This is a genomic window from Pseudomonas sp. W22_MBD1_FP4 (assembly GCF_052113765.1).
GTDB classification, from domain to species: domain Bacteria; phylum Pseudomonadota; class Gammaproteobacteria; order Pseudomonadales; family Pseudomonadaceae; genus Aquipseudomonas; species Aquipseudomonas sivasensis.
Map to the genome: position 1 here is coordinate 20,872 of NZ_JBGQOI010000015.1, position 23,657 is coordinate 44,528.

The following is a 23,657-nucleotide window of genomic DNA, read 5'->3' on the forward strand; positions in this document are numbered from 1 at the left end:
CCCCGGGGTCAGCAGTATTACTTGGCGAGATACGCTTTGACGGCCTCCAGACCTGGTTTGCCATCGACGGTGGTGACCCCTGCAAGCCAGGTGTCGAGTACTTCTGGGTTCTTTTTCAGCCAGGCCTTGGCGGCGGCGTCGGGCTTCATCTTGTCGTCAAGGACGTTACCCATCAGGGTGCTTTCCATGTTCAAGGTGAACGACAGGTTTTTCAGCAGTTGGCCAACGTTGCTGCATTCCTGGGTATAGCCCTTGCGGACGTTGGTGTAGATGGTGGCCTGGCCGTAGTTGGGGCCGAACGAATCGTCACCCCCGGTCAGGTACTTCATCTTGAAGCGGGTGTTCATCGGGTGCGGTTCCCAGCCGAGGAACACGATGGCCTGGTCGCGCTTGGAGGCGCGTTCCACCTGCGAGAGCATTCCGGCTTCGCTGGATTCGACCACTTTGAAGCCGGCGGTTTTCAGGCCGAAGGCGTCTTTATCGATCAGCGTCTGGATGGTGCGGTTGCCGTCGTTGCCCGGCTCGATGCCGTAGATCTTGCCGCCCAACTCATCCTTGAATTTGGCGATATCGGCGAAGTCTTTCAGACCTTTGTTGTACAGCGCCTCGGGGACCGCCAGGGTGTATTTGGCGTTCTCCAGGTTGGCGCGCACGGTTTCCACGGTGCCGGCATCACGGTACTGCTTGATGTCGTTTTCCATGGTCGGCATCCAGTTGCCGAGGAAAATATCCATATTCTTGCCGTCGGCCAGGGACTTGTAAGTCACCGGTACCGAAATCATCGTGGTGCGCGGCTTGTAGCCCAGGCCCTTGAGGATTTCGCTGGTGGTCGCGGTAGTGACGGTAATGTCGGTCCAGCCGACATCGGAGAAGTTGACGGTCTTGCACTGTTCCGGTTCTGCAGCGTGCGCCATGACGGGAAGACTCAGCATGGCGGCCAACAACAACGAGGGTGAACCTTTCATCTGGGTAGACTCCTGTGTTTTTTCTGGCGGCCTTCGCCGCGCTTTATAAGTGTTGCGGTTGGAGCGTGCGACAACAGCTCTGCCACGGTGCCTTGCAAACGAGTCGAGACTGATCATGTACCAGTGAAAATCTGACGCCTACAGGGGGCGTCGTATCCAGTACAGGGAGGGTCGCATCCAGTGTCGGTGACGTCGCTTACAGGTTTTTCCCAAGGCAAAACCGCAGTTTTTGCCCATCTGCGCCGCTGAAAACGGCCAAAACAGGCGATCGCACGCGAGCGACGCTGGTGAGCATGGGTGCGTCGGTGTGAGACGCCGTGACGGCAGATAAAACCTTGATGATGCCGCCATCTGGGCGATCTGAGCGTAGCAGCTTGTTCAAGTCCGGCCCGTGCTTATCGAGGAGTTCCACGTTAATGGCTATCAGCGTTTTCGACCTGTTCAAGATCGGCATCGGGCCTTCTAGTTCTCACACCGTCGGCCCCATGCGCGCCGCGGCGTTGTTCGTCCAAGCACTGCGTGAACGTGAATTGTTGGAACAAGTACGGCGCGTCGAAGTTCAGCTGTACGGCTCGTTGTCGGCCACCGGCATCGGCCACGGCAGCGACACCGCAACCATCATGGGCCTGATGGGCGAGTGGCCGGATGCAATTGATCCGTCGCAGATCGGCCTGCGCATCCACACCCTGCGCGAGACCGACACACTGCTGCTGGACGGGCGTTTGCCGGTGCCGTTTGTATGGGCACGGGACATGCGTCTGCTCGATGAGAACCTGCCGTTCCACCCCAACGCCATGACCTTGGTGGTAGTTGGTGATGATGGCGAGCTGCACCGCGACACCTACTACTCAGTGGGCGGTGGTTTCGTGGTGGATGAAGCCCAGGCCCGAAGCGGCGTGGCGGATATGGACCGCACCGAGTTGCCCTATGACTTTTCCAGCGCGGTGGAGTTGTTGCAGTTGTGCAAGACCCACAACCTGCGCGTTGCCGAGTTGATGCTGGCCAACGAAAAGGTCTGGCGCTCCGAAGAAGAAATCCGCAGCGGCCTGATGAAGCTTTGGCGCGCCATGCAAGCGTGCGTGGAGCAGGGCCTCAAGCACGAAGGCATCCTGCCTGGCGGCCTTAACGTGCGTCGCCGCGCGGCCAAGTTGCACCGCAGCCTGCAGGAGTTGAACAAGCCCAATGTGATTGGCTCGACGTTGAGCGCTATGGAGTGGGTCAACCTGTTCGCCCTCGCGGTCAACGAAGAAAACGCCGCGGGTGGGCGCATGGTCACCGCGCCTACCAATGGCGCGGCGGGGATTATTCCGGCGGTGCTGCACTACTTCATGAAGTTCAGCGACGAAGTCACCGAAGCCAACGTGGTCGACTACCTGCTCAGCGCGGCGGCGGTAGGGATTCTGTGCAAGAAGAACGCCTCAATCTCGGGTGCCGAAGTCGGTTGCCAGGGGGAGGTGGGTTCTGCGTGTGCCATGGCCGCGGCCGGACTGGCCGAGATTCTTGGCGCTACGCCGGAGCAACTGTGCAACGCCGCCGAAATTGGCCTGGAACACAACCTCGGCTTGACCTGCGATCCCGTGGGCGGGTTGGTGCAAGTGCCGTGCATCGAGCGCAATGCGATTGCGGCGGTAAAAGCGATCAACGCGGCGCAAATGGCCTTGCGTGGCGACGGTCAGCACTTTATTTCCCTGGACCGGGTAATCCGCACCATGCGCGATACCGGGGCAGATATGCATGACAAGTACAAAGAGACATCGCGGGGTGGGTTGGCGGTCAGTGCAGTGGAGTGCTGATGAGCTTGTTGTGATGAACAGGGCCTTAGTGATGAACAGGGCTTTTGTGGTGAGCCGGGCTTTTGTGGTGAGCGGGCTTGCCCCGCGCTGGGTGGCGAAGCCGCCCCAATCAATAAAGGCACCACATAGTTTCAGATAAAACCCGGTCGCCTGATTTTGGGGCGGCTTCACCACCCAGCGCGGAGCAAGCCCGCTCACTACAAGTGAACACTCCAACCAAAATCGCCACCTTTTAGCGCGTCGCAAACAGATAAGTAGCTCCCGAACGATTTTCCCTCCGACCACCCGTCACCTGTGCATGGGGTGACAGACTTCTCCCACGCCCGCAAAGCGCCTTCCCACAAGTGCTACCGATCTGCTCACACCCCTTAGCAGTGCTGCTCCTACGTCCCTTTTCGGCCGTATCCCGCACTTCCTGCGCGGGCTTATATAGACACGTCATCAGGTCGTTTTCAGGAGTTATTGAATAGCCATTCAATTTTAGGCATGGCATTTGCTCTATCTATTTAAAGCGTCGCCTTCCTGAGGCCGACCGCCATAACAAGAGCCTCGCCTGAGGCCAACACCCGCTTAGTGTGAGGAGATACCGCGATGACGTCGTTCAACTCAGGGGCCCAACCCCAGAACCGTGCGCCTCAATCCATCGGCTTTTTGCTGTTGGACAATTTCACGCTGATTTCCCTGGCGTCAGCCGTGGAACCGCTGCGCATGGCCAACCAATTGTCCGGTCGCGAGTTGTATCGCTGGACAACCCTGAGTGTCGACGGCAACCAAGTCTGGGCCAGCGACGGTCTGCAAATCACCCCCGATGCCTCCATGCACAAAGCTCCGGCCCTGGACACCGTCATCGTGTGCGGCGGCGTGGGTATTCAGCGCACCGTTACCCGTGAACACGTGTCGTGGCTGCAAAGCCAGGCGCGCCAGTCCCGCCGTCTTGGCGCCGTCTGCACCGGCAGTTGGGCCCTGGCTTGTGCCGGCCTGCTTGATGGGTTTGATTGCAGCGTGCACTGGGAATGCCTGGCGTCGATGCAGGAAGCCTTCCCGCGCGTGGCCATGAGCACACGCCTGTTCACCCTCGACCGCAATCGCTTCACCAGCTCCGGCGGCACTGCGCCGCTGGACATGATGCTGCACCTGATCAGCCGCGATCATGGCCGCGAACTGTCGGCAGCGATCTCCGAGATGTTTGTGTACGAGCGCATCCGCAACGAACAGGATCACCAGCGTGTGCCGCTCAAGCACATGCTGGGCACCAACCAGCCGAAGCTGCAGGAAATTGTGGCGCTGATGGAAGCCAACCTGGAAGAGCCGATCGATCTGGACGAACTGGCGGTGTACGTCGCCGTGTCGCGGCGCCAGCTGGAGCGCCTGTTCCAGAAATACCTGCACTGCTCGCCGTCGCGCTACTACCTCAAACTGCGCCTGATCCGTGCACGGCAGTTGCTCAAGCAAACGCCGATGTCGATCATCGAAGTGGCCTCGGTGTGCGGGTTTGTGTCTACGCCGCACTTCTCCAAGTGCTACCGCGAATACTTCGGCATTCCGCCACGGGATGAGCGCGTCGGTTCCAACACCACCCAGCAGGTGGCGATGATGCCGATTCCGCAGGCGCTGGTGTTGTCACCGTTGGCCGGGCCGATGTCGGCGTTGAGTCAGGCGCGCAATGAGTCGACTTTTGCGAGCGTGCGGCTTTAGACCGAGTTGACTGCATCGGGAGCAAGCCCCCTCTCACATGGGAATGGATTCCAAGTGTGGGAGGGACGGTGCGACGATTCGACTTGCTCTCAATAGCGTTCTATCAGACACCAGAGTTCTGCTTGAACTGCACCAAAGCCGGCAACAGCTGCTTATCAATCGCCTGACGCACCGCCGGCAGGATCGTCGCGCTGCCGCTGTACATCTGTTCCACCATGCCCTTGAGCGCTTTAGCCCGTGCTTCGCTCAAACCGCGCACGGCGCACTCGCAGGCCTGCTCAGCGGTGGCGCCGCTGGACACGTCGAAACCCAGTGAGCGCAGTTGGCCCAGCAGGTCATCCTGGTCAATCAAATCCGCATGCATCATGACGTTTATCCTGGTGAGGGGAGCGAGGTCTGACTGGGATTCTGGTAGCCGCCCATGCGGTCGGCAAGGGCAGAATGCGCGAATGCCTCAGATGGCTATGAGCGTGTCGTTTTCGGGCCATTTGCCAACCGCACTTATCGGCACACTGAACCCAGGCACACAGCTTGACGGTTTGGTCACCCTCGGGATGTACGGCTCACACAAGGCACTCTGCCCCGATCCACTCCACATTGGATCGGGGTTTTTTTTTGCTTATTGTCTGACCGGCAAACCGATGACACGGCCAAGCAGGGCAGGCTTGGGCAGGTCAGCCTGTGCAGCGCTGACAGCGATGATTTTTTCCAGCGTCGCCTCGGTAAACGGCGCCGAATGCGGGCCGGCCAGATCGACGTGCAAGAGCATCTGTTCGTTACCCGCCAGCGCCCGCTCTTCGCCCACAAGATGCAGGCTGTGATAGAGGTGCAGGCGCTTGGCGTCATGGGCGATCAGTTGGGTATGCACCTCAACCTCGGCGCCGAGTTTCACCTCGTGCAGGTAGTTCAGGTGCAGTTCCAGGGTGAACAGCGAGTGGCCGCTGGCGTCGCGGTTTTCGCTGTCCAGGCCCAACGTGTCCATCAGCGCGTCGGTCGCGTAGCTGAAGATCAGCAGGTAGAACGCGTCGCGCAGGTGGCCGTTGTAGTCGACCCACTCGGGGAGGATTGCTGTGGTGTAGGTCGTCAGTGCAGGCATGGAAAACTCCCGGATCAGTACTCGGTCAAAATGTGGGAGGAGCTTGCCCCCGATAGCGGTGTGTCAGTTGCCAGATTTCTTGACTGATCCAATGCTATCGGGGGCAAGTCGAATCGTCGCACCGCCCCTCCCACATGGGTTATTCGGCGAAAGTCATACCGTGCTTGGCTTTGGTGGTTTTTACCGCTTCCAGCACCGCCAACAGGCAATCATCACGATAGCGTTCCAGTGCCGAAATGCTGTGTATACCCAACTGATCGCTAGTGCCATCCACCACATCATCAATCAGTTTGTCAGTCAGCTCGGGCGCCGGCAGATACGTCCACGGCAACTGCAGTGCCGGACCAAACTGCGCCATGAAATGCCGCATCCCCGCATCGCCGCCCGCCAGGGTGTAGGTCAGGAAGGTGCCCATGAACGACCAGCGCAACCCTGCGCCAAAGCGGATGGCATCGTCGATTTCGCCGGTGGTCGCCACGCCGTCATTCACCAGGTGCAACGCTTCACGCCAGAGCGCTTCGAGCAGGCGATCGGCAATGAAGCCGGGGACTTCCTTACGCACATGCAACGGGCGCATGCCGAGGGATTCGTACACCTTGATCGCGGCTTGAATAGCGTCGGGCGCGGTGTTTTTGCCGCCGACCACTTCCACCAATGGCAGCAGGTAAACCGGGTTGAACGGGTGGCCGACCACGCAGCGCTCAGGGTGGGTCGAGCCCTCGTAAAACTCGCTCGGCAACAGGCCTGAGGTGCTGGAGCCGATCAATGCATTGGGCTTGGCTGCCGCGCTGATCTTGCTGTGCAATTCCAGCTTCAGCTCCAGGCGTTCTGGGGCGCTTTCCTGGATGAAGTCAGCGTCTTTTACGCACTCTTCAATGGTGGCGACAAAGCGCAGGCGGTCTTGGGATGCGCCGGGTGCGAGGCCTTGTTTCTCAAGCGCACCCCATGCGTTGGCAACGCGTTTGCGCAGGGCGGCTTCGGCGCCGGGGGCCGGATCCCAGGCGATTACATCAAGGCCGTGGGCGAGGGCGCGGGATACCCAGCCACTGCCGATGACACCGCTGCCGAGCGCGGCGAAGGTTTTGATTTCGGTGATAAAGCTCATGGCACATTCCTAAAGAGGTTGGTAATCCCCTGTGGGAGGGGGCTTGCCCCCGATAGCGGTGTGTCAGTCGATACAGCTGGTGCTGATCCTCCGCCATCGGGGGCAAGCCCCCTCCCACATGTTGATCAGCGGCGTTTGGTGAGGCCCATCTTTGCCCGGCCCTCTGCGGGGGTCATGACTCGCGCGCCCAAGCGGCTGAGGATCTCACTGGCCCGTTCCACCAACTGCCCATTGGTCGCCAGCACGCCCTTGTCCAGCCACAGATTGTCTTCCAGGCCTACCCGCACATTGCCGCCCAGCAGTACCGCTTGCGCCGCCATCGGCATTTGCATGCGGCCGATGCCGAAGCCCGCCCACACCGCGTCGGCTGGCAGGTTGTCGACCATGGATTTCATGGTGGTGGTGTCGGCCGGCGCGCCCCACGGGATGCCCAGGCACAGTTGGAACAGTGGGTTGTCGAGCAGGCCTTCCTTGATCATCTGCTTGGCGAACCACAGGTGGCCGGTGTCGAAAATTTCCAGCTCAGGCTTAACGCCCAGCTCTTGAATACGTTTGGCGCCCGCCCGCAGCTGCGCCGGGGTGGAGACGTAAATCGTGTCGCCGTCGCCAAAATTCAGGGTGCCGCAGTCCAGGGTGCAGATTTCCGGCAGCAGTTCTTCCACATGGGCCAGGCGCGTCAGCGGGCCGACCAGGTCGGTATTGGGGCCGAACTCCATCGGGTTCTCGCCGCCGCCGATCTCCAGGTCGCCGCCCATGCCAGCGGTGAGGTTGACGATGATGTCGATGTCCGCCTCGCGGATGCGCTCCATCACTTCGCGATACAGCGCCACGTCTCGGCTGAACTTGCCGGTTTCGGGGTCACGCACATGGCAGTGCACCACGGTGGCGCCGGCCTTGGCGGCTTCAACCGCTGCGGCTGCGATTTGTTTGGGGGTGACCGGCACGTGTGGGCTTCTGGCGGTCGTGTCGCCAGCACCGGTGAGTGCGCAGGTGATGATGACGTCGTGATTCATGAGACGGTTCCTTACAGGCGTGGTGATGCCGTTCGCAGCCGTGTCTGGCTGCGAAGCAGTGGTTGAAAGTGTGTTACTTGCCGGTCAATTGCAGGTTGGCGGCGGCCGGTTTGCCATCGAAGGTGGTCACGCCTTCCAGCCAGCGAGCCTGGTCTTGAGGGTGATCCTTGAGCCACTGCTTGGCCGACTCGATAGCGTCCTTGTGATCCAGCAACGGCTGCATCATTCGGCTCTCGTCGGCCGCGGTGAAGGTCAGGTTGGTCAGCAGTTTGTGCACATTGGGGCACTGCTCGGCGTAGGTCGGCGAAGTGACGGTCCAGACGGTCGCCATGCCTTCGTTCGGGCCCAGGGCGTCGTCGCTGCCGGTGAGGTAAGTCATCGCCACGTTGACGTTCATCGGGTGCGGCGCCCAGCCAAAAAACACCACGGCTTCCTTGCGGCGAACGGCGCGGTCGACGGCGGCTAGCATGCCGGCTTCGCTGGATTCCACCAGTTGGAATTTGCCCAGGCCGAACTGATTCTTGGCGATCATCGCCTTGATCTGGGTGTTAGCCCCTGAGCCCGGCTCGATGCCGTAGATCTTGCCACCCAGTTCTTTTTCGAATTTGGCGATATCGGCGAAGGTTTTCAGGCCCTTGTCCGCCAGGTAAGTCGGCACGGCGAGGGTGGCGCGGGCGTCTTCCAGGCTTGGCTTGTCGAGGACTTTGACTTGTTTGGCGTCGACGAATGGCGTGATGGTCTGGGTCATCAGCGGGTTCCAGTACCCCAGGAACAAGTCCAGGCGCTGGTCGCGGATGCCGGCGAAGATGATTTGCTGGGAGGCGCTGGTTTGTTTGGTCTTATAGCCGAGGCCGTCGAGCAGTACTTGGGTCATGGCGCTGGTGGCGATGACGTCGGTCCAGTTCACCACGCCCATGCGCACGTTCTGGCATGAAGCGGCATCCGCTGCCATCACATTGGTGCTCAAAATAGCGCTGGCACTGAGTGCAAGCACGCAGCGGCTGATCAGTCGATTCATGGTGGATCCCTCGGCAGGTCGTTATTGTGGGGTCCGGCGTCTTTGTGCGCCGTGCAGCCAAGTTACGCAAGCCAGGGGCCAGCAAAACGCACGGCGGCGACCACCTCTTGCACTGCAGCGACCTGCCCCCTTGAATCCGCCCCTGAACGGGAGTATCACAGTGCCACGCTGCCCGTCCGACGAGAGCGCCACCATGTCCCAGGATTTCTACTTTCTGCTGATGCCGGGGTTTTCGGCCATTGGTTTTATCTCCGCGCTGGAACCGCTACGGGTGGCCAACCGCTTTCGTGGCGAGCTGTACCGCTGGCATGTGCTGAGTGCCGATGGCGGCGCGGTGTTGGCGAGCAATGGCATGTCGGTCAACGCGGACGCCGGGCTGGAACCGCTGAAAAAAGGGGCGACCTTGCTGGTGGTGGCCGGCTTTGAACCGCTGCAGTTCGCCACCCCCGCCCTGGAACACTGGCTGCGTCGCCTCGACCACGACGGAGTGACCCTTGGCGCCATTGATACCGGCGCCTGCGTCCTCGCCGAAGCCGGCCTGCTTGACGGCCATCGCCTGACCCTGCACTGGGAAGCCATCGACGCGTTCAAGGAGTCCTATCCGCACCTGACCGTCACCCAGGAGCTGTTCGAGATCGACCGCCGCCGCATCACCTGCGCCGGCGGCACCGCGTCCATCGACCTGATGCTCGACCTGATCGCCCAGGCCCACGGCCCGGAACTGGCGATTCAAGTCTCCGAACAATTCGTACTCGGCCGCATCCGCCCACGCAAAGACCACCAGCGCATGCAGATCGCTACGCGCTACGGCATCAACAACAAAAAATTGGTGCAAGTGATCGGTGAAATGGAGCAACACACCGAACCGCCCTTGAGCACCCTGGCCCTGGCCGAAGCGATCAAGGTGACTCGGCGCCAGTTGGAGCGGCTGTTTCGCCTGCATCTGAATGACACGCCCAGCAACTTCTACCTCGGCCTGCGTCTTGAAAAGGCCCGGCAACTGCTGCGCCAGAGCGATTTAAGCGTGCTGGAAGTCAGCATTGCCTGTGGGTTTGAGTCGCCGTCGTATTTCACGCGCAGCTATCGCGCGAGGTTTGCGAAGTGCCCGAGGGAGGATCGGCGACGGGAGGTGGTTTGACGGGCAATTATAGTCAATTATACTCATGGCTATAATTTATAGTCCTTTCCATAATTGAGTATAAAACCATGTCCAAGAACAGCGGTTTCGTGTTCCGCCGTCCGGCTCTGGCGCGCAGCATTGCCGATGGTCTTGTGGGGGCCGGTATTCAGGATTTCACTTCCGGCCTGTTTCTCGCAGCGCCGCGCCGCACCGGTAAGAGTACTTTTTTGCGCGAAGACCTGATCCCGGAGTGTCAGCTTCGGGGCTGGCTGACCGTGTACGTGGATTTGTGGGCCGACAAAGAAAAGGACCCCGCCGAGTTAATCGCCAGCGCCATAGCCGCTGCGCTGGTTCCCTATGAAAAGGGCATTCGTAAGCTGGCCAAGAATATCGGGATCGAGAAGCTCAGCTTTCTGCGTACCCTGTCCTGGGATTTCAGCAAGCCGCAATTGCCGGTCGGCGCCACGTTGACCCAAGCCTTGGAGTTGCTCCACAGCGTTGCGCAAAAAACCGTCGTGCTGGTGATAGACGAAGCGCAGCACGCATTGACCAGCGATTCGGGTATCAACGCGATGTTCGCGCTCAAAGCTGCCCGGGACCAACTCAACCAGGGCCGTGACGAGGAGGGCAGCGGATTGCATCTCGTGTTCACGGGCTCCAATCGCGACAAACTGGCCCATTTGGTGCTGGGCAAAAGCCAACCGTTTTTCGGCTCCAGCATTACGCCGTTTCCGTTGCTGGGCAAAGAGTTCACCCAGGCCTACACCGTGCACCTCAATTCGCACTTGGCCCAAGACAATCAATTCAGTGCTGCGGATATCGACGAAGCCTTCGAGTTGGTCGGTCGTCGTCCCGAAATGCTGCGCACGATCATCGGCGAAGTGGCGTTGGAGTTGGGCGAGGCCAGCAATCTGGGCGAACTGCTGCACAGCCGCGCCGAACTGCTGCGCGCGGGTGTATGGACCGAATTCGAAAGCGCTTGGAACGCCCTGACGATCCCGCAGCGTGCGGTGTTGGAGGTGATGGTGGAGCGCTCACAGAACAACGAACCTTTTGCGCCGTTTACCGACAGCACACTCATAGCGGTCAGCAAGGCATTGGAGGACATGGGCAGCGACGTGGTGCCGGGCACCCAGACCATTCAGGCCTGTATCGATGCGTTACGCGATAAGGAGTTGGTGTGGAAGTCGAGCCGGGGTGGGTATGCCCTGGAGGACAAAACGTTCTGCGACTGGCTGCGGCACATGCGCCATACACCCCACTGAAAACACCACAGACCCAGTGTGGGAGGGGGCTTGCTCCCGATAGCGGTAGGTCAGCCAATGCATGAGCAAGCTGATCCACCACCATCGGGAGCAAGCCCCCTCCCACAGTGGATTTCGGCGTGGCTTATTTCTTCAGCAGGGCGGAGCACGCGGTCTTGAAGGCCTCATGCTGATACTTGTTCAACGTCGCCGGCAGTTCAAAGGTGTGCTTCTTGTTCTGCGCATTGATGGTCTGCGGCGACAGCAACGTCACCTCAACCCCCTCCAGCAGTTGAAACACCCCTTCAATCTTGAACGTGGTCGGGCCACCGGCGAATTCGCCTTTTTTGCTGCGTTTCTTGATCGCGATGCGAGTGACGGCGTTGGCCTGCACGAAGGCCTTCACCTGGGCGGCAAAGGCTTTGACGTTGGCCGCTTCATCATCGTCTTCAAGGGCGATTTTCTTGGTAGCCAGGGCGACGTGGCTCAGCGCCTGGTTGTCCAGGGAGGCGACAGCGATGATGGCTTCGCTGCCTTTGATTTCGATGCCGCAAATTGTCATTCAATAGCCTATTGAGAAGAGGAGGACTGGGTAGCCGGTATCAGTAATGCCTGTCTTCCTCTTTATGCTGATAAATCTGGTGGATCGTCCAGAACATCAGGATAAGGCACACAATCATCAAGCCGGCGCTGACGCTCATAATGTAGAAGTTAGGTGAGCTCGATTTCAGGTTCGCCTTGATGCTATGCACCGTCGGGAACCATTTTGAATACACCACCTCGACCGGACCGCCAACCTTGTAGCCACGGTCTTCGACGTAGCTGCTGTTGTTCACCATGCCTTCTACGCGCTGGCCTTCATGATCGAACGCATAGTACACATTGGTGCTTGAGTCCCGTGGGCCGATGCTTTCAAGTTGAATGATTTGCCCGATGGTCTCTACGGGCGCCGCTTTGATCAGCGCATAGGGTGCGCCCCGGTCTTTGGACAAAAACAGCATCAGCGCCAATGCCAGCATGGCGAAAAACAGCAACGTGGCGCGCGTGAACAGGAAGTCTCGTTGCGCTTCGCGTGGGTAGTACATGTGACGTCCTTTTCAATTGTTTTTAACGATTCAGACCTACTCATTCCTGCCCAATCGACTCCAAAAACTCCGACCGCTCATCACTCATCCGCGCCAGGCAGTCATTTTGCGCAATCGCATAGGCTTTGGTGCCGGTCACTGCCGGGAAGGTGTCCACCGCGCAATCGGCGTCACGTAGTTTTTCCCACTTCTGCTGGGCGTCCTTCAGACGAGCGGTAATGTCGGCGAGCTTGGTCTTGTCGCTGCCATAGGTAGAACCCATGCGTTCCAGCAGGCCCTGATAGTTGTCTTTCAACAATTGTTCGGCGGTGGTTTTGTTGTAAGTGGCGCATTCCAGGGTTTGCTTGTCGTTTTCGATGCCATCGCACGGCGTGCTGTCGGTGTCTTCAGCCGCGTGGACGCCGGTTGCGATGAGTGCCAAAGCCAGGAAAATCGATTTCATTGCGCCGTCTCATATCAGGTGATGCGGGAATTCTGGCTCAAGCGTAAGACAAAGAACAGTCGCCAGTCAGAGCTGTCATGTAGGCCTTTGTCGCGGATTGACGCTTTCGGCAATTCCCCTGTCGTTTTTGCACCCGGCTCAGGTTGCCCCTGGGCATATGCTGGCCCCAAAGCGCCGGCAGACGATTCGGCGCATGAATCGCCAATAAGGGGACGCCTGATGAGCCCAGCCGAATTGCACGCCGACAGCATCGTTATCGACGGGCTGATTATTGCCAAGTGGAACCGCGACCTGTTCGAGGACATGCGCAAAGGTGGCCTCACCGCCGCCAACTGCACCGTGTCGGTGTGGGAAGGGTTTCAGGCCACCATCAATAACATCGTCGCGAGCCAGACCCTGATCCGCGAGAACAGTGACCTGGTGATCCCGGTGAAAACCACCGCCGACATCCGTCGCGCCAAGGAACTGGGCAAGACCGGCATCATTTTCGGCTTCCAGAATGCCCACGCGTTTGAAGACCAACTCGGCTACGTCGAGATCTTCAAGCAGCTCGGCGTTGGTGTGGTGCAGATGTGCTACAACACCCAGAACCTGGTCGGCACCGGTTGCTACGAGCGTGACGGCGGCCTATCGGGCTTCGGGCGCGAGATCGTCGGCGAGATGAACCGCGTCGGCATCATGTGCGACCTGTCCCACGTCGGCTCCAAAACCTCCGAAGAAGTCATCCTCGAATCGAAAAAGCCGGTGTGCTACTCCCACTGCTTGCCTTCCGGCCTTAAAGAGCACCCGCGCAACAAGTCCGATGCAGAGCTGAAGTTCATCGCCGACCACGGCGGCTTTGTCGGCGTGACCATGTTCGCGCCGTTCCTCGCCAAGGGCATCGATTCGACCATCGACGACTATGCCGAAGCCATCGAATACACCATGAACATCGTCGGCGAAGACGCCATTGGCATCGGTACTGACTTCACCCAGGGCCATGGCCAGGATTTCTTCGAAATGCTGACCCATGACAAAGGCTACGCCCGCCGCCTGACCAGCTTCGGCAAGATCATCAACCCGCTGGGCATCCGCACCGTGGGCGAGTTCCCCAACCTCACCGAAACCCTGCTCAAGCGCGGCCACAGCGAGCGCGTGGTGCGCAAGATCATGGGCGAGAACTGGGTCAACGTGCTCAAGGACGTCTGGGGCGAATAAGCCACCGCTGACACTTCTTTACCCTCGGCCATCCGGCGCCGAGGGCATCCAAACGAATTTTCTGGAGTTAAGTTTCCATGGCCAAGATCGCCCCTCAATTGCCTATCGAAGTCGACAGCGAAACCGGTGTCTGGACCTCCGACGCCCTGCCGATGCTGTACGTGCCGCGCCATTTCTTCGTCAACAACCACATGGGCATCGAAGAAGTCCTGGGCGCTGACGCCTACGCCGAAATCCTCTACAAGGCCGGCTACAAATCCGCTTGGCACTGGTGTGAGAAAGAAGCTGAATGCCACGGCCTGGAAGGCGTCGCGGTGTTTGAACACTACATGAAGCGCCTGTCGCAACGCGGCTGGGGCCTGTTCAAAATCCAGGACATCGACCTGGATAAAGGCACCGCCAGCGTCAAGCTCGAACATTCGGCATTTGTCTACGTGTACGGCAAGGTCGGGCGCAAAGTGGACTACATGTTCACCGGCTGGTTTGCCGGCGCGATGGACCAGATTCTTGAGGCCCGTGGCAGCAAGATCCGCACTGTGGCCGAACAAGTCTACGGAGGCTCCGAAGAGGGCCACGATGACGGCTTGTTCACCGTCAAGCCGTTGTAAGCCGAGGACCGTGCCATGGCTTTCGAAGCAATGTTCCAGCCGATCCAGATCGGCAAACTGACCATCCGCAACCGCGTGCTCAGCACCGCCCACGCCGAGGTGTATGCCACCGACGGCGGCATGACCACCGATCGCTATGTGAAGTACTACGAAGAGAAAGCCAAGGGCGGCATTGGCCTGGCGATCTGCGGCGGTTCCTCGGTGGTCGCCATCGACAGCCCCCAGGAATGGTGGAGTTCGGTGAACCTGTCCACCGACCGCATCATCCCGCACTTCCAGAACCTGGCGGACGCCATGCACAAGCATGGCGCCAAAATCATGATCCAGATTACCCACATGGGCCGTCGCTCGCGTTGGGACGGCTTTAACTGGCCGACCCTGATGTCGCCGTCCGGTGTACGTGAGCCGGTGCACCGCGCGACCTGCAAGACCATCGAGCCGGAAGAGATCTGGCGCGTTATCGGCAACTACGCCAGTGCCGCCAAGCGTGCCAAGGCCGGTGGCCTTGACGGTGTGGAACTGTCGGCGGTGCACCAGCACATGATCGACCAGTTCTGGAGCCCGCGGGTCAACAAGCGTACCGACGAATGGGGCGGCACCTTCGAAGGCCGCATGAAGTTCGGCCTGGAAGTGTTGAAAGCCGTGCGCGCGGAAGTCGGTGATGACTTCTGCGTGGGCATGCGCCTGTGCGGTGACGAGTTCCACCCGGACGGCCTGTCCCACGAGGACATGAAGCAGATCGCCAAGTATTACGACGACACCGGCATGCTCGATTTCATCGGCGTCGTCGGCTCGGGTTGCGACACCCACAACACCCTGGCCAACGTAATCCCGAACATGAGCTACCCGCCGGAGCCGTTCCTGCACCTGGCGGCCGGTATCAAGGAAGTGGTCAAGGTTCCAGTGCTGCACGCGCAGAACATCAAGGACCCGAACCAGGCCACGCGCATCCTTGAAGGCGGCTATGTGGACATGGTCGGCATGACCCGTGCACATATCGCTGACCCGCACTTGATCGCCAAGATCAAGATGGGCCAGATCGACCAGATCAAACAGTGCGTCGGCGCCAACTATTGCATCGACCGCCAGTACCAGGGCCTGGATGTGCTGTGCATCCAGAACGCCGCGACGTCCCGTGAATACATGGGCGTGCCGCACATCATCGAGAAATCCACCGGACCGAAACGCAAGGTCGTCGTAGTCGGCGCCGGCCCAGCAGGGATGGAAGCTGCGCGTGTAGCAGCCGAACGTGGCCACGACGTAACCCTGTTCGAGAAGAAAGAATTTATCGGCGGGCAAATCACCACTGCTTCCAAGGCTCCGCAACGCGACCAGATCGCGGGGATCACGCGCTGGTTCCAACTGGAACTGGCGCGCTTGAAAGTCGACCTGCGCCTGGGCGTGGCGGCCGATGCCGAGACCATCCTGGACCTGCGTCCAGACGTGGTGGTGCTGGCGGTCGGCGGGCATCCGAACATCGAGCAGAACGAACACTGGGGCGCGGCCGAAGGCCTGGTGGTGAGCAGTTGGGACGTGCTCGACGGCAAAGTCGCGCCGGGCAAGAACGTGCTGGTCTACGACACCATCTGCGAATTCACCGGCATGTCAGTGGCTGACTTCCTGGCCGACAAAGGCAGCCAGGTGGAAATCGTCACCGACGACATCAAGCCGGGCGTGGCGATTGGCGGTACGTCGTTCCCGACCTACTACCGCAGCATGTACCCGAAAGAAGTGATCATGACCGGCGACATGATGCTGGAAAAGGTCTACCGCGAAGGCGACAAGCTGGTGGCGGTGCTGGAGAACGAATACACCGGCGCCAAAGAAGAGCGGGTAGTGGACCAGGTGGTGGTCGAGAACGGCGTGCGTCCGGATGAAGCCATCTACTACGGGCTCAAGGAAGGTTCGCGCAACAAGGGTCAGATTGACGTTGAAGCCTTGTTCGCGATCAAGCCGCAGCCGTGCCTGAGCGAGGCGGGCGAGGGGTACTTGCTGTTCCGCATCGGTGACTGTGTGGCACAGCGAAATACCCACGCTGCCATCTATGACGCCCTGCGCCTGTGCAAGGATTTCTGACACCACAGGGCCAAAAATGTGGGAGGGGGCTTGCCCCCGATAGCGGTGGGTCAGCGACAACTGTACCGACTGACAGTCCGCCATCGGGGGCAAGCCCCCTCCCACATTCGGGTCAGTTTCGCATTAGATTTGTGTGGTCTGTGGGAGCTTCACCATGTTGAACACCTTGCTGCCTATTCTCTTGTTCGCCGCCTTGGGCCTTGCCGTCCTCGGCGCCCTGCGCCGGGTGAACATGTGGCGCCGTGGCCGCGCGTCCAAAGTCGACCTGCTGGGCGGCCTGCTGGCCATGCCCAAGCGCTACATGGTCGACCTGCACCACGTGGTCGCCCGCGACAAATACATCGCTAACACCCACGTCGCCACTGCCCTGGGCTTTGTGCTGTCGGCACTGCTGGCGATTCTGGTGCATGGCTTCGGCCTGCAAAACCGTATCCTCGGTTACGCCTTGCTGCTGGCCTCGGTGTTGATGTTTGTCGGCGCCACCTTCGTTTACCTGCGCCGGCGCAATCCGCCGTCGCGCCTGTCCAAAGGCCCATGGATGCGCCTGCCGAAAAGCCTGATGGCGTTCTCGGTGAGCTTTTTCCTGGTGACCTTGCCCGTGGCCGGGATTCTGCCGGCGGACTTCGGCGGTTGGTTGCTGGCTGCGCTCTTGAGTGTGGGTGTGCTGTGGGGCGTGTCCGAAATGTTCTTTGGCATGACCTGGGGCGGCCCGATGAAACACGCCTTCGCCGGTGCACTGCACCTGGCCTGGCACCGTCGCGCCGAACGCTTTGGCGGTGGTCGTTCCACCGGCTTGAAGCCGCTGGACCTCAGTGATAAATCCGCGCCGTTGGGCGTGGAGAAACCCAAGGATTTCACCTGGAACCAACTGCTCGGCTTCGACGCCTGTGTGCAGTGCGGCAAGTGCGAAGCGGCGTGCCCGGCCTTTGCCGCCGGCCAGCCGTTGAACCCGAAAAAGCTGATCCAGGACATGGTGGTCGGCCTGGCCGGCGGCACCGATGCCAAATTCGCCGGCAGCCCATACCCAGGCAAAGCCATTGGCGAACACAGCGGCAATCCGCATCAACCGATCGTCAACGGCCTGGTGGACGCCGAAACCCTGTGGTCCTGCACCACCTGCCGCGCCTGCGTGGAAGAGTGCCCGATGATGATCGAGCACGTGGATGCCATCGTCGACATGCGCCGCCACCTCACCCTGGAAAAAGGCGCCACGCCGAACAAAGGCGCCGAAGTCCTGGAAAACCTGATCGCCACCGACAACCCCGGCGGTTTCGCACCGGGCGGTCGCCTGAACTGGGCGGCGGATTTGAACCTGCCGTTGCTCAGCGACAAAAGCAGCGTTGACGTGCTGTTCTGGGTCGGTGATGGCGCCTTCGACATGCGCAACCAACGCACCCTGCGCGCTTTCGTCAAAGTGCTCAAAGCAGCCAAAGTCGATTTCGCCGTGCTCGGCCTGGAAGAGCGCGACAGTGGCGACGTTGCCCGTCGCCTGGGCGATGAGGCGACGTTCCAACTGCTGGCTACGCGCAATATCCAGACGTTGGCCAAGTACAGCTTCAAGCGCATCGTCACCTGCGATCCGCACAGTTTTCATGTGCTGAAAAACGAGTACGGCGCCTTCAACGGCAACTACCGCGTACAGCACCACAGCACTTTCATGGCCGAGCTGATCGGCGAGGGCGCGCTGAACCTGGGCCAGCACAAAGGCAACAGCGTGACCTACCACGACCCGTGTTACCTGGGCCGCTATAACGGCGAATACGAGGCGCCGCGCGAAGTGCTGCGGGCGCTGGGGATCGAGGTCAAGGAGATGCAACGTTCGGGCTTCCGCTCGCGTTGCTGCGGCGGTGGCGGCGGCGCGCCGATCACCGACATCCCCGGCAAGCAACGTATCCCCGACATGCGCATGGACGACATCCGCGAAACCGGCGCCGAGCTGGTGGCGGTGGGCTGTCCACAATGCACTGCGATGCTTGAAGGTGTGGTCGAGCCGCGTCCGTTGATCAAGGATATCGCCGAGCTGGTGGCCGATGCGTTGCTTGACGAGGCGTCGCCAGCCAAAGCTCCCATCAAACGTGAACCTGCGGAGGTGCACTGATGAGCGACATTATCCGCCGCGACCCACGGGCCGAATGGATCGCCCGTAACCGCCTGCACCCGTTGCATGCGGCGATGCAGCCGGTACAACACAGCTGGATGGGGCCGAACGGCGTTATCCGCAAAAACGTACATGGCGTCGGTTTTATCGGCCCTAACGGCATCAAGCGCATCGACCGCAGCGGCGCCCAGCAGGGTGGCGTGACCAAGCGTACGGCGGCGATTGAAGTGCAGTTGCCGCTGCATCAGGTGCCTGCGCCGGCGTTCTATATCAACGTGGTGCCGGACATGGTCGGCGGCCGCTTGAGCAGCCACGACCGCGACCTGCTCGGCCTGGCTCGGCAACTTGCCGGCAGCGACGGTGCGGTGTTGGCGGTGGTGTTTGGCGAGCATAAGGAAAACGCGTTCGCCACGGCCGGTGTCGACCGTCTGCTGGTGCTGGACGGCCACGAATTCGACGGTTATTCACCAGAACAACGCGTGCAGGGTTTGCGGGCTGTGGATAACCAGTTCAACCCACGCCATTGGTTGCTGCCCGACAGCCGCAGCGGCGGTGGTGAGCTGGGTCGGCGGTTTGCCGCGAGCCTCAAGGAGCGCCCGGCCACGCGGGTGTGGCAGATCAAGGGCGACGCGTGCATCGGCCGCGCCGGCGCTGGCCAGGAAGACCTGGCGCGGCCACTGCCGCGCCTGATCCTCGCCGCCGTCGAATGTGCCGATCCGGTCAGCGACACACGTCATGAAGTCTTGCCCGTGGAGTTATCCACAACCCTGGCCCGCAGACTGCCGCGCATCGAAGACCTCGGCGCGGTGGCGGTGGACCCGGCGGCGATCCCCATGGCCGAGGCTGAGTTTATTTTCTCTGGCGGCAACGGCGTGAAGGATTGGAACCTGTTCCACCAAACCGCTGCTGCCCTGGGCGCCACCGAAGGCGCCTCGCGTGTGGCCGTGGACGACGGCTTTATGGCCCGCGATCGCCAGGTCGGCGCCAGCGGCACCTGGGTCACCGCACGGGTGTATGTGGCCGTGGGGATTTCCGGGGCAATCCAGCACCTGCAAGGCATCGGTGCCTGCGACAAGGTGGTGGCGATCAACCTCGATCCGGGTTGCGACATGATCAAGCGTGCCGACCTGTCGGTGATCGGCGAAAGCGCCGCGATACTGCAAGCCTTGATCGATGCGGTCGAGGCCTACCGCAACGGCGCCAAGCGCGATGCGGCTTGAGGACATGACTATGACCACGAATGTAATCAGCCTGGTGTCCATCGGCGCACACCCCACCTCCGGGCGCCCGCGCCGGGCAGAGCAGGATGCGCGAGCCGTTGAACTCGGCCTGCAAATGGCTGGGGATAAGTTGCAGGTGCTGCACGCGGGCAATATCGCCGAACCCACCTTGCGCAGCTACTTGGGCATGGGCTTGCCGCAACTGCATGTACTCGAACAACCGGAGGGTGCCGATGCCTTGCCGGTACTCAGTGATTATCTGCGCGAGGCAGGCGCCCAGGTGGTACTCACCGGCAGCCAGGCCGAAACCGGTGAAGGCTCGGGCATGCTGCCGTTTCTGCTGGCCGAGCAATTGGGCTGGCCGCTGGTTGTCGGGTTGGCTCAGGTGGAGTCCATCGAAGGCGGCGTTGCTCATGTGCTGCAAGCCTTGCCGCGTGGGCAGCGGCGGCGCTTGAAGGTGCGCTTGCCGTTTTTGGCGACTGTGGATAACGCCGCGCCCAAGCCTCGGCAGAGCGCCTATGGCCCGGCACAACGCGGTGAGTTGGCAGCCCATGAGGTTGAAGTTGAAGTCGATGAGTTATTCACAGGCGCGGTGCTGCAACCAGCCAAGCCTCGTCCCAAACGCCTCAAAGTGATCAAAGCCAAAAGCGGCGCCGACCGCATGAAAGCCGCTACGGCCAAGGCCAGTGGTGGCGGTGGGCAAGTGCTCAAAGGTGTCAGCGCCGAGGAAGGCGCCCAAGCCATTCTCAAGTTGCTCATAGAAGAAGGCGTCGTGCGCTAACCCACCAACACTGCAAAACCAATGTGGGAGGGGGCTTGCCCCCGATAGCGCTGTGTCAGTCACAGATGTACTGAACTGATCCACCGCCATCGAGGGCAAGCCCCCTCCCACATTTTTATCTCCATCAGGGTCTGAGGTTAAGGGGCGGCTGGCGCGGGTTTCGGCACCAGCTCCGGCAGCGGTGGCGGCAGCGGCTGCCAGGTGGCATCCGGCTGTTGCATCGGCGGTGGCAGGGCCTGTGTAGGGTCGCCGCCCATCGGCTTGAGGATCATTTTGTCGGTGGTGTCGCGCAGGATCATGCCCTGGGTTGAGCTGCGCGCTTCGGTGCCGCTGTGAAAGGTGCTGATCTGGGAAATCGGCAGGTCGAGGTTGCGTTCGATCCTCGGCGTCAGCAGCAGGATGATCTCGGTTTTCTGCTGAGTATTTTGGTTAGTGCCGAACAGTTTCTTGCCGATCCACGGGATCTGGCTCAACCACGGCAGCCCCGAACCTTCATCGATATCCGAGGTGCGGATCAGCCCCGAGACGATCTGGGTTTCGTTGTTGCGCGCGGTCAGCAGGGTCTTGGTGGAACGTGAGCCCAGTTCGAAGGTGGCTGGCACGTTTTCCGAGCCGGGAATGCGCTTGGTGATGTGGCTCATTTCCACGTTCAGCTCCAGGTTCACCTCATCGCTCAGGCTGATATTGGGCTTGACGGTGATCTGCAGCCCCACGTCCTGATAAGACACCGATGAGGTGGTGATCTGGTTGGCGGTGGTGGTGGTCACCACCGGGATCTTGTCGCCGATATTCACCTGGGCTTCTTCACGATTGCGCACCCGCACCCTGGGGTTGGCCAGGGTCACGGTGTTGCCGCTGCGCTGCAGCATATTGATACGCGCCGATGTGCTGCCCGAATCCAGCAGGATGTTGTCACCGTTGATCCCGCGCAACGCGCTGATGGGGATACCCGCAAGCCCGGCGGGCACGTTGGCCAGGTTGCCTACCGACAAGCCGATACCTTCCGGGTACTGGATGCCCAGGTTCAATTCGTCGGTCAGGCTGACCTCCAGCACCTGGATATCGATGGTCACTTCCGACTGCGCAATGTCGATGGCCTCCACCAGTTTTTCCACGGCGCTGAGGGTGTCCAGCCCATCGCGCACAATCACCGCATTCAGGCGCTCGTCTACCAACACCTCCTTGGGCTTGAACACCTGCTTGATCTCGGCAGCGATGACCTTGGGGTCGCCATGGCTGAGGTAGAAGGTGCGGACGGCCAACTCACGGTATTCACGTTCTTTGTCCGGGCGGCGGGGGTAAACCAGGATGGTGTTGGCGTTAAGGATTTTCTTGTCCAGCCCTTGGGTGGTCAGCAGCAGGTTCAGCGCATCTTCGGCGGTGGTTCGGCTGGCGGTCATGCTTGCCGAGGCGCTGGGATTGACGTCTTTGTCGATGACGAAGTTGACCCCCGAGAGTCGCGCGATGGTCTCGAAAATCGTGGTCAGGCTCTGGGCGCTGAACTCCAGGCTCAGGGGTTTGCGCATGGCCTCGGAAAGGTCGGCGCTGAGGTAGTCGGCGCTGACCAGCTCGCGGGTCAGGGCATTGCGAAAGTCCAGGGCCTCTCGGTAGTTGGGCTTTTGCGCGATGATCCGGCGCACCAGGTTGAGCGCCTCCACTGGGTTTGCGCGTTTCATTTCGTAGGCCTGCGCCAGTTGTGGGCGCAGTTGTTTCATCGCCTGGATGCTCTGGATCTCCTGGCGTGCGCCGAGGTTGCTGGGGTCGTATTTGAGGATGGTTTCCAGGGCGCGGATGGCGGCCGCGTCGTCACCACGCATCAGTGCGGTACTGGCCTCGCGGCTGTACTGGGCCACCAGCAACTCCAGTTTGCTGAAATTGGCGGTGCGCAGTTGCACGTCGTCCGGGTCTTGTTTGGCTTCGGCTTGGAGCACTTCCACCGAGCGGATGATGTCGCCCTTTTGGCGCAACTCATCGCTCTCTTTGATTGCGCGTTGGGTCTGGCACGCGCTGAGCAGAGCCAGGGTCAGGCTCAAATAAATCCATGTACGTATCGCCATGATCGTGTCCCGCCCTGGTCAGTGAGTGTCAAGCCGCAAGGTGCTGACATGCTTGAGCGGCATGTAGGTCAGCACCACGGTCGTGTCGGTCAGCTTGTCCAGTCGGTAGTGCGAGTCGAGCATCTTGCCGGGCACGATGCGCCCCGGCACCGAGCAGCGGTTGCACAGCGTGTATTGGCGATCGTTACCGCGCAGCACGACGATTTTCGATTGGTTCTCATAACGCCACTGCGCGCTCACGCTGAAGGGCAGCGCAGGTGGTTTGGGCGGTGCGGTGTCGACTGGAATGGGGGGCGGCGCAGGTGTCCAGGTTTGGGTGGGGAACAGGTCGACCGTCTCAGCCAAGGTTGGCGCTGAGGGTGACGCTGGCGCTGTGGGTTTGATCTGCGGCGTCGTCGTCACGGGTGACGATGCAGGGGCAGGGCTGTCCACCGTGTCCTGCCAGAACAGCCAGCCACAGCTGATCAGGGTCAATAACAGGAGCACGCGCAAATACAGTGGCAGCTTCATTCCACCACCCCCAGCACACTGACCTTGAGGTTGATGTCCAGCATGCCGCTGCTGATGTCTTTGCGTTCCAGGGTCACGCGCTCGATGCGCACGGCGGGCTCGTTCGAGAGGTCGACCAGGGCATTGCGCAATAAGGCGTAGGGGCCGGAGAGCGGGATCTCCACGTCCAGCCGTTGCAGCCCTGTGTCGCCGGGCGCGGAGTAGGCCAGCGTGGTCTGTTCGATGGCAAAGCCGTAGCGGCTGAGCACACCCAGCAGCGTTTCCAGGCGGGGGGCAAAGTCCTGCGCGCTGGGTAGGCGCTCGACCACTGCCGGTTCGGTGACTTGCACATCCTGAGGCTGTTCATCGATGCCGGCCTGCAGTTCCTGGCGGCGCAGGTTGTCGCTGATGCCTGCCGGGTAGATCACCGTCACTTCGATCACCAGCGCCGCCATCATGGCCCCCACCGCCAGCAGGCCCCAAAATCCCAGGCGCTGTTGCCACTGGGTCAGTTGCCAGCGCAGGCGCGGCAGGTGGCGAGTAAGGGCATGCATG

The 23,657-nt window shown here is 60.8% G+C and carries 22 protein-coding genes; 10 read left to right on the forward strand and 12 right to left on the reverse strand.

Annotated features, from left to right (window positions below):
• Positions 1-17 precede the first annotated feature (17 nt).
• Positions 18-965: a choline ABC transporter substrate-binding protein gene (locus ACEN2T_RS19285; protein WP_032884025.1), complete on the reverse strand. Its 948-nt coding sequence runs from the start codon at positions 963-965 to the stop codon at positions 18-20.
• Positions 966-1,381: 416 nt separating this feature from the next.
• Here ACEN2T_RS19285 and ACEN2T_RS19290 point away from each other — a divergent pair, with 416 nt between their 5' ends.
• Together ACEN2T_RS19290 and ACEN2T_RS19295 are read left to right on the forward strand one after the other, a co-directional pair.
• A complete protein-coding gene (locus ACEN2T_RS19290) occupies positions 1,382-2,758 on the forward strand; it encodes an L-serine ammonia-lyase (protein WP_032884024.1) in 1,377 nt (458 codons plus the stop codon).
• Positions 2,759-3,349: 591 nt separating this feature from the next.
• Positions 3,350-4,453, forward strand: a complete 1,104-nt coding sequence (locus ACEN2T_RS19295) for a GlxA family transcriptional regulator (RefSeq protein WP_032884022.1) — start codon at positions 3,350-3,352, stop codon at positions 4,451-4,453.
• 103 nt (positions 4,454-4,556) lie between these two features.
• On the opposite strand, the gene ACEN2T_RS19300 is transcribed toward ACEN2T_RS19295, so the two are convergent.
• From ACEN2T_RS19300 to ACEN2T_RS19320, 5 genes are all read right to left on the reverse strand, one after another.
• Positions 4,557-4,820 (reverse strand): hypothetical protein, encoded by a 264-nt coding sequence (locus ACEN2T_RS19300; protein WP_032884020.1) that lies wholly within the window; start codon positions 4,818-4,820, stop codon positions 4,557-4,559.
• 252 nt (positions 4,821-5,072) lie between these two features.
• Positions 5,073-5,549: a thioesterase family protein gene (locus ACEN2T_RS19305; RefSeq protein ID WP_032884018.1), complete on the reverse strand. Its 477-nt coding sequence runs from the start codon at positions 5,547-5,549 to the stop codon at positions 5,073-5,075.
• 139 nt (positions 5,550-5,688) lie between these two features.
• Positions 5,689-6,654 (reverse strand): L-carnitine dehydrogenase, encoded by a 966-nt coding sequence (locus tag ACEN2T_RS19310; RefSeq protein ID WP_442117319.1) that lies wholly within the window; start codon positions 6,652-6,654, stop codon positions 5,689-5,691.
• A gap of 125 nt (positions 6,655-6,779) precedes the next feature.
• Positions 6,780-7,667, reverse strand: a complete 888-nt coding sequence (locus ACEN2T_RS19315; RefSeq protein WP_442117320.1) for a 3-keto-5-aminohexanoate cleavage protein — start codon at positions 7,665-7,667, stop codon at positions 6,780-6,782.
• 73 nt (positions 7,668-7,740) lie between these two features.
• Positions 7,741-8,685 (reverse strand): choline ABC transporter substrate-binding protein, encoded by a 945-nt coding sequence (locus ACEN2T_RS19320; RefSeq protein WP_032884015.1) that lies wholly within the window; start codon positions 8,683-8,685, stop codon positions 7,741-7,743.
• 193 nt (positions 8,686-8,878) lie between these two features.
• Between ACEN2T_RS19320 and ACEN2T_RS19325 the strand changes: the two genes are divergently transcribed.
• Entirely contained in the window at positions 8,879-9,823 is a 945-nt protein-coding gene (locus tag ACEN2T_RS19325) for a GlxA family transcriptional regulator (protein ID WP_032884013.1), read from the forward strand.
• 68 nt (positions 9,824-9,891) lie between these two features.
• Positions 9,892-11,070: an AAA family ATPase gene (locus tag ACEN2T_RS19330; protein WP_442117321.1), complete on the forward strand. Its 1,179-nt coding sequence runs from the start codon at positions 9,892-9,894 to the stop codon at positions 11,068-11,070.
• A 124-nt stretch (positions 11,071-11,194) separates the two neighbouring features.
• On the opposite strand, the gene ACEN2T_RS19335 is transcribed toward ACEN2T_RS19330, so the two are convergent.
• The 3 genes from ACEN2T_RS19335 to ACEN2T_RS19345 are packed head-to-tail and all read right to left on the reverse strand — an operon-like array spanning position 11,195 to position 12,576.
• A complete protein-coding gene (locus ACEN2T_RS19335) occupies positions 11,195-11,611 on the reverse strand; it encodes a DUF3010 family protein (protein WP_032884011.1) in 417 nt (138 codons plus the stop codon).
• A gap of 40 nt (positions 11,612-11,651) precedes the next feature.
• Positions 11,652-12,134, reverse strand: coding sequence for a hypothetical protein (locus ACEN2T_RS19340; protein WP_122754262.1), 483 nt, complete (start codon positions 12,132-12,134; stop codon positions 11,652-11,654).
• A gap of 40 nt (positions 12,135-12,174) precedes the next feature.
• On the reverse strand, positions 12,175-12,576 hold the full coding sequence (locus ACEN2T_RS19345; protein WP_032884009.1) for a lysozyme inhibitor LprI family protein: 402 nt from the start codon (positions 12,574-12,576) through the stop codon (positions 12,175-12,177).
• A 219-nt stretch (positions 12,577-12,795) separates the two neighbouring features.
• Here ACEN2T_RS19345 and ACEN2T_RS19350 point away from each other — a divergent pair, with 219 nt between their 5' ends.
• The 6 genes from ACEN2T_RS19350 to etfB all read left to right on the forward strand — a co-directional run bounded on the left by ACEN2T_RS19350 (position 12,796) and on the right by etfB (position 20,556).
• The gene (locus tag ACEN2T_RS19350) at positions 12,796-13,773 is read left to right on the forward strand and encodes a dipeptidase (protein ID WP_032884008.1); all 978 of its coding nucleotides are present in this window, start codon (positions 12,796-12,798) and stop codon (positions 13,771-13,773) included.
• Positions 13,774-13,850: 77 nt separating this feature from the next.
• Positions 13,851-14,381: a DUF5943 domain-containing protein gene (locus tag ACEN2T_RS19355; RefSeq protein WP_005792152.1), complete on the forward strand. Its 531-nt coding sequence runs from the start codon at positions 13,851-13,853 to the stop codon at positions 14,379-14,381.
• Positions 14,382-14,396: 15 nt separating this feature from the next.
• Positions 14,397-16,457 (forward strand): dimethylglycine demethylation protein DgcA, encoded by a 2,061-nt coding sequence (dgcA, locus tag ACEN2T_RS19360; RefSeq protein WP_099601666.1) that lies wholly within the window; start codon positions 14,397-14,399, stop codon positions 16,455-16,457.
• A gap of 154 nt (positions 16,458-16,611) precedes the next feature.
• A complete protein-coding gene (gene dgcB, locus ACEN2T_RS19365; RefSeq protein ID WP_122763907.1) occupies positions 16,612-18,555 on the forward strand; it encodes a dimethylglycine demethylation protein DgcB in 1,944 nt (647 codons plus the stop codon).
• Complete coding sequence (gene etfA, locus ACEN2T_RS19370) at positions 18,555-19,775, forward strand: electron transfer flavoprotein subunit alpha (protein ID WP_442117322.1); 1,221 nt, start codon at positions 18,555-18,557, stop codon at positions 19,773-19,775. The genes dgcB and etfA overlap by 1 nt, the downstream gene beginning before the upstream one ends.
• Before the next feature lie 10 nt (positions 19,776-19,785).
• Complete coding sequence (gene etfB, locus ACEN2T_RS19375) at positions 19,786-20,556, forward strand: electron transfer flavoprotein subunit beta (protein ID WP_442117323.1); 771 nt, start codon at positions 19,786-19,788, stop codon at positions 20,554-20,556.
• 137 nt (positions 20,557-20,693) lie between these two features.
• Here the strand turns inward: etfB and ACEN2T_RS19380 are convergent, their stop codons facing one another.
• The 3 genes from ACEN2T_RS19380 to ACEN2T_RS19390 are packed head-to-tail and all read right to left on the reverse strand — an operon-like array spanning position 20,694 to position 23,656.
• Entirely contained in the window at positions 20,694-22,613 is a 1,920-nt protein-coding gene (locus ACEN2T_RS19380; protein WP_442117324.1) for a secretin N-terminal domain-containing protein, read from the reverse strand.
• 18 nt (positions 22,614-22,631) lie between these two features.
• Complete coding sequence (locus ACEN2T_RS19385) at positions 22,632-23,123, reverse strand: hypothetical protein (RefSeq protein WP_095185085.1); 492 nt, start codon at positions 23,121-23,123, stop codon at positions 22,632-22,634.
• The gene (locus ACEN2T_RS19390; RefSeq protein ID WP_032884514.1) at positions 23,120-23,656 is read right to left on the reverse strand and encodes a hypothetical protein; all 537 of its coding nucleotides are present in this window, start codon (positions 23,654-23,656) and stop codon (positions 23,120-23,122) included. Before ACEN2T_RS19390 ends, ACEN2T_RS19385 begins: the two co-directional genes overlap by 4 nt.
• Position 23,657: the final 1 nt, after the last annotated feature.

Coding starts and splice junctions, on each gene's coding strand:
- ACEN2T_RS19285 (WP_032884025.1), bottom strand. CDS start 965: ATGAAAGGTTCACCCTCGTTGTTGTTGGCCGCCATGCTGAGTCTTCCC.
- ACEN2T_RS19290 (WP_032884024.1), top strand. CDS start 1,382: ATGGCTATCAGCGTTTTCGACCTGTTCAAGATCGGCATCGGGCCTTCT.
- ACEN2T_RS19295 (WP_032884022.1), top strand. CDS start 3,350: ATGACGTCGTTCAACTCAGGGGCCCAACCCCAGAACCGTGCGCCTCAA.
- ACEN2T_RS19300 (WP_032884020.1), bottom strand. CDS start 4,820: ATGATGCATGCGGATTTGATTGACCAGGATGACCTGCTGGGCCAACTG.
- ACEN2T_RS19305 (WP_032884018.1), bottom strand. CDS start 5,549: ATGCCTGCACTGACGACCTACACCACAGCAATCCTCCCCGAGTGGGTC.
- ACEN2T_RS19310 (WP_442117319.1), bottom strand. CDS start 6,654: ATGAGCTTTATCACCGAAATCAAAACCTTCGCCGCGCTCGGCAGCGGT.
- ACEN2T_RS19315 (WP_442117320.1), bottom strand. CDS start 7,667: ATGAATCACGACGTCATCATCACCTGCGCACTCACCGGTGCTGGCGAC.
- ACEN2T_RS19320 (WP_032884015.1), bottom strand. CDS start 8,685: ATGAATCGACTGATCAGCCGCTGCGTGCTTGCACTCAGTGCCAGCGCT.
- ACEN2T_RS19325 (WP_032884013.1), top strand. CDS start 8,879: ATGTCCCAGGATTTCTACTTTCTGCTGATGCCGGGGTTTTCGGCCATT.
- ACEN2T_RS19330 (WP_442117321.1), top strand. CDS start 9,892: ATGTCCAAGAACAGCGGTTTCGTGTTCCGCCGTCCGGCTCTGGCGCGC.
- ACEN2T_RS19335 (WP_032884011.1), bottom strand. CDS start 11,611: ATGACAATTTGCGGCATCGAAATCAAAGGCAGCGAAGCCATCATCGCT.
- ACEN2T_RS19340 (WP_122754262.1), bottom strand. CDS start 12,134: ATGTACTACCCACGCGAAGCGCAACGAGACTTCCTGTTCACGCGCGCC.
- ACEN2T_RS19345 (WP_032884009.1), bottom strand. CDS start 12,576: ATGAAATCGATTTTCCTGGCTTTGGCACTCATCGCAACCGGCGTCCAC.
- ACEN2T_RS19350 (WP_032884008.1), top strand. CDS start 12,796: ATGAGCCCAGCCGAATTGCACGCCGACAGCATCGTTATCGACGGGCTG.
- ACEN2T_RS19355 (WP_005792152.1), top strand. CDS start 13,851: ATGGCCAAGATCGCCCCTCAATTGCCTATCGAAGTCGACAGCGAAACC.
- dgcA (WP_099601666.1), top strand. CDS start 14,397: ATGGCTTTCGAAGCAATGTTCCAGCCGATCCAGATCGGCAAACTGACC.
- dgcB (WP_122763907.1), top strand. CDS start 16,612: ATGTTGAACACCTTGCTGCCTATTCTCTTGTTCGCCGCCTTGGGCCTT.
- etfA (WP_442117322.1), top strand. CDS start 18,555: ATGAGCGACATTATCCGCCGCGACCCACGGGCCGAATGGATCGCCCGT.
- etfB (WP_442117323.1), top strand. CDS start 19,786: ATGACCACGAATGTAATCAGCCTGGTGTCCATCGGCGCACACCCCACC.
- ACEN2T_RS19380 (WP_442117324.1), bottom strand. CDS start 22,613: ATGGCGATACGTACATGGATTTATTTGAGCCTGACCCTGGCTCTGCTC.
- ACEN2T_RS19385 (WP_095185085.1), bottom strand. CDS start 23,123: ATGAAGCTGCCACTGTATTTGCGCGTGCTCCTGTTATTGACCCTGATC.
- ACEN2T_RS19390 (WP_032884514.1), bottom strand. CDS start 23,656: ATGCATGCCCTTACTCGCCACCTGCCGCGCCTGCGCTGGCAACTGACC.